The sequence below is a fragment of the Streptomyces djakartensis genome, assembly GCF_014651075.1.
Classification (GTDB): Bacteria; Actinomycetota; Actinomycetes; order Streptomycetales; family Streptomycetaceae; genus Streptomyces; species Streptomyces djakartensis.
In genome coordinates, this window is record NZ_BMWE01000017.1 from 136,196 (window position 1) to 150,616 (window position 14,421).

At 70.2% G+C, this 14,421-nt stretch carries 12 protein-coding genes; all 12 read left to right on the plus strand.

All coding sequences use genetic code 11. From position 1 onward, the window contains the following. Window positions 1-135: 135 nt before the first annotated feature. Window positions 136-2,217, plus strand: a complete 2,082-nt coding sequence (gene uvrC / locus IE212_RS26500; RefSeq protein ID WP_190200473.1) for an excinuclease ABC subunit UvrC — start codon at window positions 136-138, stop codon at window positions 2,215-2,217. Beyond that, window positions 2,214-3,173: an RNase adapter RapZ gene (rapZ, locus tag IE212_RS26505; protein ID WP_190200474.1), complete on the plus strand. Its 960-nt coding sequence runs from the start codon at window positions 2,214-2,216 to the stop codon at window positions 3,171-3,173. The genes uvrC and rapZ overlap by 4 nt, the downstream gene beginning before the upstream one ends. Next, a complete protein-coding gene (locus IE212_RS26510; protein ID WP_190200475.1) occupies window positions 3,170-4,249 on the plus strand; it encodes a gluconeogenesis factor YvcK family protein in 1,080 nt (359 codons plus the stop codon). Before rapZ ends, IE212_RS26510 begins: the two co-directional genes overlap by 4 nt. Continuing rightward, complete coding sequence (gene whiA, locus IE212_RS26515; protein ID WP_190200476.1) at window positions 4,240-5,232, plus strand: DNA-binding protein WhiA; 993 nt, start codon at window positions 4,240-4,242, stop codon at window positions 5,230-5,232. The genes IE212_RS26510 and whiA overlap by 10 nt, the downstream gene beginning before the upstream one ends. 151 nt (window positions 5,233-5,383) lie before the next feature. Further along, a complete protein-coding gene (locus tag IE212_RS26520; RefSeq protein ID WP_190200477.1) occupies window positions 5,384-8,338 on the plus strand; it encodes a M14 family metallopeptidase in 2,955 nt (984 codons plus the stop codon). Between the two features lie 242 nt (window positions 8,339-8,580). After that, window positions 8,581-9,588: a type I glyceraldehyde-3-phosphate dehydrogenase gene (gene gap / locus IE212_RS26525; RefSeq protein WP_190200478.1), complete on the plus strand. Its 1,008-nt coding sequence runs from the start codon at window positions 8,581-8,583 to the stop codon at window positions 9,586-9,588. A gap of 145 nt (window positions 9,589-9,733) precedes the next feature. Beyond that, on the plus strand, window positions 9,734-10,945 hold the full coding sequence (locus IE212_RS26530) for a phosphoglycerate kinase (protein WP_190200479.1): 1,212 nt from the start codon (window positions 9,734-9,736) through the stop codon (window positions 10,943-10,945). A gap of 5 nt (window positions 10,946-10,950) precedes the next feature. Continuing rightward, window positions 10,951-11,742 carry a triose-phosphate isomerase gene (gene tpiA, locus IE212_RS26535; RefSeq protein ID WP_190200480.1) on the plus strand — a complete coding sequence of 264 codons (792 nt, stop codon included), beginning with the start codon at window positions 10,951-10,953 and terminating at the stop codon, window positions 11,740-11,742. Window positions 11,743-11,837: 95 nt separating this feature from the next. Beyond that, window positions 11,838-12,074 (plus strand): preprotein translocase subunit SecG, encoded by a 237-nt coding sequence (secG, locus tag IE212_RS26540; protein ID WP_031121198.1) that lies wholly within the window; start codon window positions 11,838-11,840, stop codon window positions 12,072-12,074. Window positions 12,075-12,282: 208 nt separating this feature from the next. Continuing rightward, entirely contained in the window at window positions 12,283-12,618 is a 336-nt protein-coding gene (locus tag IE212_RS26545; protein ID WP_010352468.1) for an RNA polymerase-binding protein RbpA, read from the plus strand. A gap of 123 nt (window positions 12,619-12,741) precedes the next feature. Continuing rightward, a complete protein-coding gene (locus IE212_RS26550) occupies window positions 12,742-14,010 on the plus strand; it encodes an MFS transporter (RefSeq protein ID WP_190200481.1) in 1,269 nt (422 codons plus the stop codon). A gap of 71 nt (window positions 14,011-14,081) precedes the next feature. Continuing rightward, window positions 14,082-14,421: phosphoglucose isomerase-related protein (locus IE212_RS26555; protein WP_506005135.1), on the plus strand; the 340-nt coding region annotated here is incomplete at its 3' end.

The following is a 14,421-nucleotide window of genomic DNA, read 5'->3' on the forward strand; positions in this document are numbered from 1 at the left end:
TGAGCCCCATTCCCGCTACCGGCGTGCCGTAATCCCCGGGGCGGGACATGCCGTTGGAAACTGCCTCCCGCGGGGCCCGTGATCGTGCCACGCGGCCTCGTCGGACTGTCGGTGCTCGCCAGTAGGGTGTGAGACATGGCCGACCCCTCCAGCTACCGCCCCAAACCGGGTGAGATCCCCGACTCGCCGGGGGTCTACAGGTTCCGTGACGAGCACCGCCGGGTGATCTACGTCGGCAAGGCCAAAAGCCTGCGCCAGCGCCTGGCGAACTACTTCCAGGACCTGGCGGGCCTGCACCCGCGCACCCGCTCCATGGTCACCACGGCCGCGTCCGTGGAGTGGACGGTGGTGTCCACGGAGGTCGAGGCGCTCCAGCTGGAGTACTCCTGGATCAAGGAGTACGACCCCCGGTTCAACGTCAAGTACCGCGATGACAAGAGCTACCCCTACCTCGCGGTGACGATGAGCGAGGAGTACCCGCGCGTGCAGGTGATGCGCGGTCACAAGAAGAAGGGCGTCCGGTACTTCGGCCCGTACGCGCACGCGTGGGCGATCCGCGACACCGTCGACCTGCTGCTCCGCGTCTTCCCGGTGCGCACGTGCTCGGCCGGCGTCTTCAAGAACGCCGCCCGCACCGGCCGCCCCTGCCTCCTCGGCTACATCGGCAAGTGCTCGGCCCCCTGCGTGGACCGCGTCTCGGCCGAGGAGCACCGGGAACTGGCCGACGAGTTCTGTGACTTCATGACCGGCCGGACGAACACGTACATCCGCCGCCTGGAGCGGCAGATGGGCGAGGCGGCCGAGGAGATGGAGTACGAGCGGGCGGCGCGGCTGCGCGACGACATAGAGGCCCTGAAGAAGGCCATGGAGAAGAACGCGGTCGTGCTCGCCGACGCGACCGACGCCGACCTGATCGCGGTCGCCGAGGACGAGCTGGAGGCGGCCGTCCAGATCTTCCACGTGCGGGGCGGGCGCGTCCGCGGCCAGCGCGGCTGGGTCACGGACAAGGTGGAGGAGATCACCACCGGAGCGCTCGTGGAGCACGCGCTCCAGCAGCTGTACGGTGAGGAGACGGGCGACGCCGTGCCCAAGGAGGTCCTGGTCCCGGCCCTGCCCGACCCCGTGGAGCCCGTCCAGGAGTGGCTCGCCGGACGGCGCGGTTCCGGTGTCTCCCTGCGTGTCCCGCAGCGCGGCGACAAGAAGGCCCTCATGGAGACGGTGCAGCGCAACGCCCAGCAGGCGCTCGTCCTGCACAAGACCAAGCGCGCCTCCGACCTGACCACGCGCTCGCGCGCCCTGGAGGAGATCGCCGACGCCCTGGACCTGGACAGCGCCCCGCTCAGGATCGAGTGCTACGACATCTCCCACCTCCAGGGCGACGACGTCGTGGCCTCCATGGTCGTCTTCGAGGACGGCCTGGCCCGCAAGAGCGAGTACCGGCGCTTCCAGATCAAGGGCTTCGCGGGACAGGACGACGTCCGGTCCATGCACGAGGTGATCACTCGCCGCTTCCGGCGCTACCTGGCCGAGAAGGAGAAGACGGGCGAATGGACGGACGGCGAGAACACCGAGATCACCGAAAACACCGAGAAGACCGGGAACGGCGAGTTCACCAGCACCCTCACCGAGGACGACGGCCGCCCGAAGAAGTTCGCCTATCCGCCCCAGCTCGTGGTCGTCGACGGCGGCGCCCCGCAGGTCGCGGCGGCCCGGCGGGCCCTGGACGACCTCGGCATCGACGACATCGCCGTGTGCGGCCTCGCCAAGCGCCTGGAGGAGGTCTGGCTGCCCGGCGACGACGACCCGGTGGTCCTGCCCCGCACCAGCGAGGGCCTCTACCTGCTCCAGCGGGTCCGTGACGAGGCCCACCGCTTCGCGATCACCTATCAGCGAACCAAGCGGTCCAAGCGCTTCCGGTCCAGCCCCCTGGACGACGTCCCGGGGCTCGGGGACACCCGCAAGCAGGCGCTCCTGAAGCACTTCGGTTCCCTGAAGAAACTGCGGTCCGCCACCCTCGAGGAGATCTGCGAGGTCCCCGGCATAGGCCGCAAGACCGCCGAGACCATCGCGGTGGCCCTCGCCCGGGCGGCCCCGGCCGCACCCGCCGTCAACACGGCGACTGGAGAGATCATGGAAGAGGAACCCGGCACCATGGGTTCCAGTGGGGAAGCCGTGAGGACGGGAGCCCCGGACGAACGACGGGGGCAGGAGACATGAATGTGAACGAGCACGACGGCCGCACAGAGCAAACCGGAGACGGAGCACAGGTGAGTACGGGCACGCCCAACGACAAGGCCCAGGTCCCGGACGCGGCCATCCCGGAGCTGGTGATCATCTCCGGCATGTCCGGAGCCGGCCGCTCGACGGCCGCTAAGTGCCTGGAGGACCTCGGCTGGTTCGTCGTCGACAACCTGCCGCCCGCGCTGATCCCCACCATGGTGGAGCTCGGCGCCCGCTCCCAGGGCAACGTGGCCCGGATCGCCGTCGTCGTCGACGTCCGCGGCCGGCGCTTCTTCGACAACCTCCGCGAGTCCCTCGCCGACCTGGAGACGAAGAACGTCACCCGCAGGATCGTCTTCCTGGAGTCCTCCGACGAGGCGCTGGTGCGGCGCTTCGAATCGGTGCGCCGCCCGCATCCCCTGCAGGGCGACGGCCGCATCGTCGACGGCATCGCCGCCGAGCGCGAACTGCTGCGCGAGCTGCGCGGTGACGCCGACCTGGTGATCGACACCTCCAGCCTCAACGTGCACGAGCTGCGCGCCAAGATGGACGCCCAGTTCGCCGGCGAGGAGGAGCCCGAGCTGCGGGCCACGGTGATGTCCTTCGGCTACAAGTACGGCCTGCCGGTCGACGCCGACCTGGTCGTCGACTGCCGCTTCCTGCCGAACCCGCACTGGGTCCCGGAGCTGCGCCCGTTCACCGGCCTCAACGAGGAGGTCTCGGGCTATGTCTTCAACCAGCCCGGCGCCAAGGAGTTCCTCGACCGGTACACGGAGCTCCTCCAGCTCGTCGCCACCGGCTACCGCCGTGAGGGCAAGCGCTACGTGACCATCGCGGTCGGCTGCACGGGAGGCAAGCACCGCTCGGTCGCCATGTCGGAGAAGCTCGCGGCCCGGCTAGCGGCCGAGGGCGTGGAGACGGTGGTCGTCCACCGGGACATGGGACGCGAATGACACGACGTACTCCGCGGCTGAGCCGGCTGCGCCGGGTGGTGCGCGAGGGCGGCACCGACCCAAGGAGCGGCCGGCCCGCCGAGGCCCGGGGTGGCAGAGCGCGCCGCCGGGGCGCTCAGCCCAAGGTCGTCGCCCTCGGCGGCGGCATGGGCCTGTCCGCCTCGCTCGCCGCGCTGCGCCGCATCACCGGCGACCTCACCGCCGTCGTCACCGTGGCCGACGACGGCGGCTCCAGCGGGCGGCTGCGCGACGAGCTGGGCGTGCTGCCGCCCGGCGACCTGCGCAAGGCGCTGGCCGCGCTGTGCGGCGACGACGACTGGGGCCAGACCTGGGCCCGGGTCATCCAGCACCGTTTCCAGTCCCAGGGAGACCTGCACGAGCACGCGGTCGGCAACCTGCTGATCGTCGCCCTGTGGGAGCAGCTGGGCGACCACGTCCAGGCTCTCGACCTGGTCGGGCGGCTGCTGGGCGCCCAGGGCCGTGTGCTGCCCATGTCCGCGGTGCCGCTGGAGCTCCAGGCCCTGGTCAAGGGCCACGACCCGGCCCGCCCGGACGAGATCGACACGGTCCGCGGCCAGGCCACGGTCGCCCTCACCCCGGGTGAGGTGCAGTCCGTGCACCTCGTGCCGAACGACCCGCCGGCCGTGCCCGAAGCGGTCGAGGCCGTGTCGGACGCGGACTGGGTGGTGCTCGGCCCCGGCTCCTGGTTCTCCTCGGTCATCCCGCACCTGCTGGTGCCCGAGCTGCTGGACGCGCTCACGCAGACCAAGGCCCGCCGGGTACTCTCGCTGAACCTCGCACCGCAGCCCGGAGAAACCGAGGGCTTCTCCCCGCAGCGTCATTTGGAGGTTTTGGGACGACACGCCCCTAAACTCGCCCTGGACGTGGTGCTGGCCGACGAGGCCGCCGTGCCCGACCGGGACTCCCTGACCGATGCCGCCAAGCGGTTCGGGGCCGCGGTCGAGCTGGCGCCGGTGGCCAGGCCCGACGGAACCCCGAGGCACGACCCGGAGCTGTTGGCCGCCGCGTACGACCGTATTTTTCGGATGCATGGAAGGATCGGCCCATGGCGATGACGGCAGCGGTGAAGGACGAGATCTCCCGGCTCCCCGTCACCCGGACCTGCTGCAGAAAGGCGGAGGTCTCCGCCATCCTGCGGTTCGCCGGCGGCCTCCACCTGGTGAGCGGTCGGATCGTGATCGAGGCGGAGCTGGACACCGCGATGGCGGCCCGTCGCCTCAAGCGGGACATCCTGGAGATCTTCGGCCACAGCTCCGAGCTGATCGTGATGGCGCCGGGCGGGCTGCGCCGCGGCTCGCGCTACGTCGTGCGCGTGGTCGCGGGCGGGGACCAGCTGGCCCGTCAGACCGGCCTGGTGGACGGGCGGGGCCGCCCGATCCGCGGCCTGCCGCCGCAGGTGGTCTCGGGGGCCACCTGCGACGCCGAGGCCGCCTGGCGTGGCGCGTTCCTGGCGCACGGCTCGCTCACCGAGCCCGGCCGCTCCTCCTCCCTCGAGGTGACCTGCCCGGGGCCCGAGGCCGCGCTCGCCCTGGTCGGCGCCGCCCGCCGGCTGTCGATCGCCGCCAAGGCCCGCGAGGTGCGCGGTGTGGACCGGGTCGTCGTCCGCGACGGCGACGCGATCGGCGCCCTGCTCACCCGCCTCGGCGCCCACGAGTCGGTGCTGGCCTGGGAGGAGCGCCGGATGCGCCGTGAGGTGCGCGCCACGGCGAACCGGCTCGCCAACTTCGACGACGCCAACCTGCGCCGCTCGGCCCGCGCGGCCGTCGCCGCCGGTGCAAGGGTGCAGCGCGCCCTGGAGATCCTCGGTGAGGACGTGCCCGAGCACCTCGCCGCCGCCGGCCGGCTGCGCATGGAGCACAAGCAGGCGTCCCTGGAGGAGCTCGGCGCGCTCGCCGACCCGCCGCTGACCAAGGACGCGGTCGCCGGCCGGATCCGCCGCCTGCTGGCCATGGCCGACAAGCGCGCCTCCGACCTCGGGATCCCGGGTACGGAGGCCAACCTCGCCGAGGAGGAGCTCGCCGACAACCTCGTGGGCTGATCCCACAGCCCGTCAAAAAGCCGGAGCCGGCATCCATTTGGGTGACCGGCACCGGCTTTTGCGTGTCGCCCATGCGCTCTTGACTCGATCATGGACTGTCATGAGCCTGGCATCTGTTCGCTGCTGTGGCGAACCCACGCTAGGGGGGTTCATGAGACGAAGAGCGAGATCGATCCTCGCTGTCGGCGCGCTCCTGATCGGCGGAGCGAGCATCGCACCCATCGCCCAGGCACAACCGGACAGCGCGGCCTCGTCCGACCCGGACGAAGTCAAGGTCTACCGGGCCGACGTGACCCGTCAGCAGGTACCCCTGCTGCTGGCCGCCGGCCAGGACGGCCATGAACTCAGCGAGCGGGTGCCCGCGAAGGGCACCGCCACCGTCGAGGTCTATCTGACCGGCCGGCAGGCGCGGAAGCTGGAACAGCAGGGCGTCGAGCTCACCGAGCACAGCCTCTCCGCCAAGGCGAAGGACCGCGTCGGGGACGCCGCCGAGGGCGTGTTCCGCCCGTACAGCGGCAAGGGCGGCCTGAAGGAGGAGATCCTCCGGACGGCGCAGGAGAACCCGGGCCTCACCAAGGTCGTCTCCATCGGCAAGACGGTCCGGGGCCAGGACATCCTCGCGCTGAAGCTCACCAAGGGCGCGAAGAAGACGAAGGACGGTTCCAGGCCCTCCGTCCTCTACATGTCCAACCAGCACGCGCGCGAGTGGATCACGCCGGAGATGACCCGGCGCCTGATGCACCACTACCTCGACAACTACAAGAAGGACCGCCGCGTCAAGAAGATCGTCGACTCCACCGAACTGTGGTTCCTCCTGTCGGCCAATCCCGACGGCTACGACCACACCCACGCCGGTGCCGCCAACCGCATGTGGCGCAAGAACCTGCGCGACATGAACGGCGACGGAGTCATCAGCACGGGTGACGGCGTCGACCTCAACCGCAACTTCGCCTACAAATGGGGCTACGACGACGAGGGCTCGTCACCCAACCCCACCAGCGAGACCTACCGGGGGCCGGGCCCGGTCTCCGAGCCCGAGACCAAGGCCCTGGACGCCTTCCAGAAGCGGATCGGCTTCACGTACGGCATCAACTACCACTCCGCCGCCGAACTGCTCCTCTACGGAGTGGGCTGGCAGGTGGCCACGCCCACCCCGGACGACGTCCTGTACGAGGCGCTCGCCGGGACGCCGGAGAACTCCGCCATCCCCGGCTACCACCCGCAGCTCTCCTCCGAGCTGTACACCACCAACGGTGAGGCGGACGGCCACGCGGCGAACGTCAACGGCATGGCGATGTTCACCCCCGAGATGTCGACCTGTCAGTCCGCCTCCGACGCCGACCCGAACGACGAGTGGAAGGCATCCGACTGCCGGTCGGTCTTCACCTTCCCGGACGACGAGAAGCTGATCCGTCAGGAGTTCGTGAAGAACGTGCCGTTCGCGCTCTCCGTCGCCGAGTCCGCCTCCCGCCCCGACAGGCCGTCCTCGTCGGTCGGCCTGAGCGCCGCCGACTTCACCCCGGCCGCGTTCCCCGTGTCGTACGCGCGCGGCGGCGACCAGGAGGTCTCCGTCGTCGTGCGGAAGTCGCTGCGCGACAAGGAACTGAAGTACCGCGTCAACGGCGGCCGCACCGAGGACATGGCGCTCAAGCCCTGGAAGGGCGGCGAGACCTACGGCGGTGAGGACAACCTCTACTTCGACGAGTACCGGGCGAAGGTCAGGGACGGCGACCCGGGCGACCGGGTCCAGGTGTGGTTCACCGCGGAGACGAGGAACGGCAAGAAGGTCTCCAGCGAGCGCTTCACCTACACCGTCGCCGAGCGGCCCCGGGCGAACACCCTCGTCGTCGCCGAGGAGGGCGCGACCGCCACACAGGCGCAGAAGTACGTCGACGCGCTGAAGGCCAACGGCCGCAAGGCCGTCGTCTGGGACGTCGCCCGGCGGGGAGCGCCCGACGCGCTCGGCGTGCTGAGCCACTTCGACACCGTCGTCCACTACACGGGCGCGGGCGTGCCCGGCAACGCCACCCAGTTGCAGCTGCGAGCCTTCCTGAACGAGGGCGGCAGGCTGATCGAGGCCGGCGAGCAGGCCGGCGGCAGCGTCGACCTCGGCGGCGGCGCCCTGTCCGACGACTTCAGCCAGTACTACCTGGGCGCCTACAGCCGCACCACGGCCCCCGGAGCCACCGGCTTCACCGGCTCCGGCGAGCTGGGCGGCTTCACGGGCCCGCTCGGCGCCGCGCCCGGCAACCCGCTGGACAAGGCGGGCCGCTACGGCGTCACCTCCGACGAGCTGCCCGCCGACAGGTTCCCGCAGTTCGCGAGCAGGGGAGCGGGACAGTTCGCCGGGGCGGTCAACCCGTACGGCCCCTACGCGGGCTCCTCGATGGCCGCCGCAGTCCACACCGACGACGGCTACAAGCGCCTCAGCCGCACCGTCGATCTCGGCGGTGTCACGGCGGGGGACCAGCCCACCCTGCGCACCCAGCTGATGTGGGACACCGAACCCGGCTACGACAACGTCCTGATCGAGGCCCACACGGCGGGCGCCGACGACTGGACGACCCTGCCGGAGAAGAACGGCGCCACCAAGGCGACCGTGCCCACGGAGTGCGAGGGCGGCTTCTACCTCCGTGAGCACCCCTGGCTGCAGCACTACCTGACGCTGTCGGACGACGGCTGTGCCGCGACCGGCAGCACCGGGCAGTGGCACAGCCTCACCGGTGCCTCCGGCGGCTGGCGGCAGGTGAACTACGACCTGAGCGCGTACGCGGGCAAGAGGGTCGAGGTCTCGATCAGCTACGTCACCGACCCGGGCACGGGCGGGCACGGCGTCCTCGCCGACGAGACCTCGCTCGTCGTCGGCGGCGCGGCCAAGGAGACCGAGGGCTTCGAGACCTCGCTCGGCGCCTGGAAGGTGGCCGGACCGCCCGCGGGCAGCCCGGCCGCCGTCAAGGACTGGGCCCGCACCGGGGCCCTGTTCCAGACCTACGGCGCGGTCACCACGGACGACACCGTGCTGCTGGGCTTCGGCCTGGAGCACGTCGTCACCGCGGCCGACCGGGCGGCACTGATGAGGAAGGCGCTCGCGTCCCTCGACGTGTGACCTCCCGGGAACTGGGAACTCTCGGTCAACAGGCACCACGTCGAGTAGCGAAATCGAGTGATCTCGCTCTCGGTGGCGGGCGGTCCGTACCCTACTGGCCGGTACGGACCGCCCTGCCGTGTATGGGGCATCTGGATGTCACCACCGGAGCCTCAGGGAGGTAGGGTCGGAGGCGGTCGGGGACATCCCAAACAGAGCTCGCCGGCTCTTCATGGCCGGCGTACCAACGAGGAGATCGGTTCGTGACGATCCGCGTAGGCATCAACGGCTTCGGCCGCATCGGTCGTAACTACTTCCGCGCGCTGCTGGAGCAGGGTGCAGACATCGAGATCGTGGCTGTCAACGACCTGGGTGACACCGCGACCACCGCTCACCTGCTGAAGTACGACACAATCCTGGGCCGTCTCAAGCAGGAGGTCTCGCACACCGAGAACACCATCACCGTCGGCGACAAGACCATCAAGGTCCTCGCCGAGCGCAACCCCGCCGACATCCCGTGGGGCGAGCTGGGCGTCGACATCGTCATCGAGTCGACCGGCATCTTCACCAAGAAGGCCGACGCCGAGAAGCACATCGCGGGCGGCGCCAAGAAGGTCCTGATCTCGGCTCCGGCCAAGGACGAGGACGTCACCATCGTGATGGGCGTCAACCAGGACCAGTACGACCCGGCGAACCACCACGTCATCTCCAACGCCTCCTGCACCACCAACTGCGTGGCGCCGATGGCCAAGGTTCTCGACGAGAACTTCGGCATCGTCAAGGGCCTGATGACGACGGTGCACGCCTACACCAACGACCAGCGCATCCTGGACTTCCCGCACAAGGACCTGCGCCGCGCCCGCGCCGCCGCGGAGAACATCATCCCGACCACCACGGGTGCCGCCAAGGCGACCGCGCTGGTCCTCCCGCAGCTCAAGGGCAAGCTGGACGGCATGGCCATGCGCGTCCCGGTCCCGACCGGTTCGGTCACCGACCTGGTCCTCGAGCTCGGCCGCGAGGTCACCAAGGAAGAGGTCAACGCCGCCTTCCAGAAGGCCGCGGAGGGCGAGCTGAAGGGCATCCTCGAGTACACCGAGGACCCGATCGTCTCCTCCGACATCGTCAACGCCCCGGCGTCCTGCACCTTCGACTCCTCCCTGACCATGGTCCAGGAGGGCAAGAACGTGAAGGTCATCGGCTGGTACGACAACGAGTGGGGCTACTCCAACCGCCTCGTCGACCTGACGGTCTACGTCGGCAACCAGCTCTGATCGAATAGATCAGGCACCACGATGTGAGAGCAGGGCTCGGGCAGCGCATGGTCACGCTGCCCGAGCCCTGACTCGCGTACAGATCAGAGCTGTTCGATCACGATCGCTTACGAGCGATCACGAGCTGTTTCAGGAGTCCCCTTTTATGAAGACGATCGAAGAACTCCTCACCGAAGGGGTCGCGGGCAAGCGGGTCTTCGTCCGTGCCGACCTGAACGTGCCGCTGGACGGCACCACGATCACCGACGACGGCCGTATCCGCGCCGTGCTGCCCACCGTCAAGGCCCTCGCCGAAGCGGGCGCCCGGGTGGTCATGGCCTCGCACCTGGGCCGTCCCAAGGGCGCCCCGGACCCGGCCTTCTCCCTCGCCCCGGCCGCCGAGCGCCTCGGTGAACTCCTCGGCGCGGACGTGGCGTTCGCGACCGACACGGTCGGCGAGTCCGCCCGGGCCACCGTCGCCGCCCTGACCGACGGCCAGGTCGCGGTCGTCGAGAACCTGCGCTTCAACGCCGGCGAGACGAGCAAGGACGACGCCGAGCGCGGTGCCTTCGCCGACCGGCTCGCCGCCCTCGCGGACCTCTACGTCGGCGACGGCTTCGGCGCGGTGCACCGCAAGCACGCCTCCGTCTACGACCTCCCGGCCCGGCTGCCGCACTACGCCGGCCACCTCATCGCCACCGAGGTCGGCGTCCTGAGGAAGCTCACCGACGACGTCAAGCGGCCCTACGCCGTCGTCCTGGGCGGCGCCAAGGTGTCCGACAAGCTCGCCGTCATCGACCAGCTGCTCGGCAAGGCCGACCGTCTGCTCATCGGCGGTGGCATGGTCTTCACCTTCCTCAAGGCCAAGGGCCACGAGATCGGCACGTCCCTGGTCCAGGAGGACCAGCTCCCGGCCGTCCGGGAGTACATCGAGCGCGCCGAGAAGAACGGCGTCGAGCTGGTCCTGCCCGTGGACGTCGTCGTCGCGCCGGAGTTCCCGGACCTCAAGACCAAGGCCCCGGGCCGGCCCAGCACCGTCGCCGCCGACGCCATGCCGGCCGGCCAGATGGGCCTGGACATCGGCCCGGAGTCCCGCAAGCTGTACGCCTCGAAGATCGTCGACGCCGCCACCGTCTTCTGGAACGGCCCCATGGGCGTCTTCGAACACCCCGATTTCGCCGAGGGCACCAAGGCGGTCGCCCAGGCTCTCCTCGACTCGAAGGCCTTCACGGTGGTCGGTGGTGGCGACTCCGCCGCGGCCGTCCGCATCCTGGGCTTCGACGAGAACGCATTCGGCCACATCTCGACCGGTGGCGGCGCCTCCCTCGAATACCTCGAGGGCAAGACGCTCCCCGGCCTCGCCGCACTGGAGGACTGACCTCAATGGCTGCATCTAATCTTTCCGGGCGCACGCCGCTGATGGCGGGCAACTGGAAGATGAACCTCAACCACCTCGAGGCCATCGCACACGTCCAGAAGCTCGCCTTCGCCCTGGCCGACAAGGACTACGAGGCCGTCGAGGTCGCCGTCCTGCCGCCCTTCACCGACCTGCGCTCCGTGCAGACCCTGGTCGACGGCGACAAGCTGAAGATCAAGTACGGCGCCCAGGACATCTCGGCGCACGACGGCGGTGCCTTCACGGGCGAGATCTCCGGCCCGATGCTGGCCAAGCTGAAGTGCACCTACGTCGCCATCGGCCACAGCGAGCGCCGCCAGTACCACGCCGAGACCGACGAGCTGGTGAACGCCAAGGTCAAGGCCGCCTACAAGCACGGTCTGACCCCCATTCTGTGCGTCGGCGAGGAGCTGGAGGTGCGCGAGGCGGGCAACCACGTCTCCCACACCCTCGCCCAGGTCGAGGGCGGTCTGAAGGACCTCTCCGCCGAGCAGGCCGAGACCATCGTGATCGCCTACGAGCCCGTCTGGGCCATCGGCACGGGCAAGGTCTGCGGCGCCGAGGACGCCCAGGAGGTCTGCGCGGCGATCCGCGGCAAGATCGCCGAGCTGTACACGCAGGACGTGGCCGACAAGGTCCGCATCCAGTACGGCGGCTCCGTGAAGTCCGGCAACGTCGCCGAGATCATGGCGCAGGCCGACATCGACGGCGCCCTGATCGGGGGTGCCTCACTGGACGCCGACGAGTTCGTCAAGATCGTGCGCTTCCGCGACCAGTGAGTATGCGCTAACGACGATTCGTCGTACCCTTGCGGGGTCCAGCACTGTGCTGGACCCCGCGTCGTCCATCCGAATCCGAGGAAGTTGGTCCAGCCGTGGTTTTGGGGTTCTCGATCGCCCTGATCGTCTTCAGCCTGCTGCTGATGCTGCTGGTGCTGATGCACAAGGGGAAGGGCGGCGGCCTCTCCGACATGTTCGGTGGCGGCATGCAGTCCTCCGTCGGCGGCTCCTCGGTCGCCGAACGCAACCTCGACCGCATCACCGTCGTGGTCGGTCTGCTGTGGTTCGCGTGCATTGTCGTGCTCGGCATCCTGATGAAGGTGAACAACTGACCGACCGGCGATCCGCACGCAGGACGTACGTAGGGCCCCATGTCCGGTACGCGCAACTGAGCGCGGCCTATCATGGGGCTTGCGTCTACGTGTGAGGGTTGTAACTCCAATCACTGGACGCGCGTTGGGCCTTACGTAGACTGAGGCGCTCGCAGCGAAGCGGAACGCCGACTCGCTTCGCGGCACCATCACGCAGGGAGTTACGACCGTGGCAAGTGGCAACGCGATCCGGGGAAGCCGGGTCGGGGCTGGGCCGATGGGCGAGGCCGAGCGCGGCGAGTCCGCGCCGCGTCTGCGCATCTCCTTCTGGTGCTCCAACGGACACGAGACACAGCCGAGCTTCGCCAGCGACGCGCAGGTGCCCGATACCTGGGACTGCCCGCGTTGCGGCTTCCCGGCCGGGCAGGACCGGGACAACCCCCCGGCCCCGCCGCGCACCGAGCCCTACAAGACGCACCTCGCCTATGTGCGGGAGCGGCGCAGCGACGCGGACGGCGAGGCGATCCTCGCCGAGGCGCTCGCCAAACTGCGGGGCGAGATCTAGGAGTCGGAACCGGCCGGGCACCAGTGGGTGCCCGGCCGGAGCTGCATCCCCGCCTTCGCCGCCACCCGATTGTCAGTGGTGCCCTCTACGGTTTGTGCATCGGGCGAACCCTGGGGGGAGACGGTGGCGACGATCGAGGTGGCGGGCCTGCGCGTGCCCGCGTGGCGCGGGGGCTTCGGACGGTTGTGGAGCGCCGCCGTGCTGTCCGGCTTCGGAGACGCGCTGCGTACGGCCGCGCTTCCCCTGCTGGCCGTCAGGCTGACCGACCAGCCGCTGCTCGTCGCCTCCGTCACTGCCTGCGGCTATCTGCCCTGGACCGTCTTCGGACTGCTCGGCGGGGCCATCGCCGACCGTGTGGACCAGCGCCGCGCCATGTGGACGGTGGACGCCTCGCGAGGGCTGCTGGTCGCCGCCTTCGCGGTGGCCGTCGCCCTCGGTCACGCCTCGATCGGCCTGCTGATCGTCCTGGCCTTCGCGCTGACCACCCTGCAGACCCTCTTCGACAACGCCGCCACGGCCCTGCTGCCGGCCCTCGTCGACCGGGACGCCCTCGGCAGCGCCAACGCGCGGCTGATGACCGGGCAGCGCGTCGCGGGCGGCCTGCTGGGCGGCCCGGTCGTACCGCTGCTGCTGGTGGGCGGGGCCGCCGTGCCTTTCGCGGCCGACGCCCTGACCTTCCTCGTGGCCGCCGCGCTGGTGGCCTCGCTGCGCACACCCGTGCCCGAGCGGGAACCCCGCCCGGCGGGCAGCACCCTGCGCCGCGAGACCGCCGAGGGCCTGCGGACCCTGGTGCGCGACCGCGCCCTGCGCGCACTGTGCGCCGCCACCGCGCTGTGCAACGTCGGCATGGGTGCTCTCGTCGCCACCCTCGTCGTCCTGGTGACCGGCTGGCTGGACGCGGGCGACGGGGCGTACGCGGCGGCCATGACCGCGTACACCACCGGCAGCCTGGCCGGGGGAGCGCTGGGCGGCCGGCTCGTCGAGCGCGTCGGGCGGATGCGCGCGGTGCTCGTCGCCGGGATCGTGCAGACCGGGGCGCTCGTCGCGACAGGTGCGGTGCGCAGCCTGACCGTGCTGGTCGCCGCTCTGACCGTCTTCGGGTTCATGGGGATGGTGTGGAACGTCAACACCACGACCCTGATGCAGGAGCGCAGTCCCGCCGCCATGCTGGGCCGGGTCAGCTCCGCCTTCCGGACGCTCGCCGTCGCGGGCGCGCCCCTCGGGGCGCTGCTGGGCGGAGCCGTCGCCACCGCCTGGGGCGGGAACACCCCGGCACTGCTCGCGGCCGCCTTCTTCACCCTGTCCGTCACCGCGCTGATACCTGTGCGCCGCCCGGACGTACCTGTTGTTGCGTCCGAGGACGGCGCGACGGCAGTCCACGGCATCCGCTGATCAATTAGGTTGGGACCGGCAGCGGGGCAGGTACGCAGCAGCACAGGCAAGGAAGAAGGCTGAAGTCCGAGATGAACGCAGACGGCCGTACCAGGCTCAACCAGACGCCCGAGTGGACGGCACTGGCCAAGCACCGCGAGGAACTGGGCGATGTCCACCTGCGCGAGCTGTTCGCCGCCGACTCCGGCCGCGGCACCGCGTACACCCTCCGGGTCGGCGACCTGTACGTCGACTACTCCAAGCACCTGGTCACCGACGACACGCTGCGGCTGCTGCGCGAACTCGCCGCCGCCACGGACGTGTTCGGGCTGCGGGACGCCATGTTCCGCGGTGAGCGGATCAACACCACCGAGAACCGCGCGGTGCTGCACACCGCGCTGCGGGCGCCCCGGGACGCGGTGATCGAGGTCG

Excerpts from the sequence above, each read along its gene's own strand:
- tpiA (WP_190200480.1), top strand. The coding sequence starts at position 10,951 with ATGGCTGCATCTAATCTTTCCGGGCGCACGCCGCTGATGGCGGGCAAC.
- whiA (WP_190200476.1), top strand. The coding sequence starts at position 4,240 with ATGGCGATGACGGCAGCGGTGAAGGACGAGATCTCCCGGCTCCCCGTC.
- rapZ (WP_190200474.1), top strand. The coding sequence starts at position 2,214 with ATGAATGTGAACGAGCACGACGGCCGCACAGAGCAAACCGGAGACGGA.
- IE212_RS26520 (WP_190200477.1), top strand. The coding sequence starts at position 5,384 with ATGAGACGAAGAGCGAGATCGATCCTCGCTGTCGGCGCGCTCCTGATC.
- IE212_RS26530 (WP_190200479.1), top strand. The coding sequence starts at position 9,734 with ATGAAGACGATCGAAGAACTCCTCACCGAAGGGGTCGCGGGCAAGCGG.
- IE212_RS26510 (WP_190200475.1), top strand. The coding sequence starts at position 3,170 with ATGACACGACGTACTCCGCGGCTGAGCCGGCTGCGCCGGGTGGTGCGC.
- uvrC (WP_190200473.1), top strand. The coding sequence starts at position 136 with ATGGCCGACCCCTCCAGCTACCGCCCCAAACCGGGTGAGATCCCCGAC.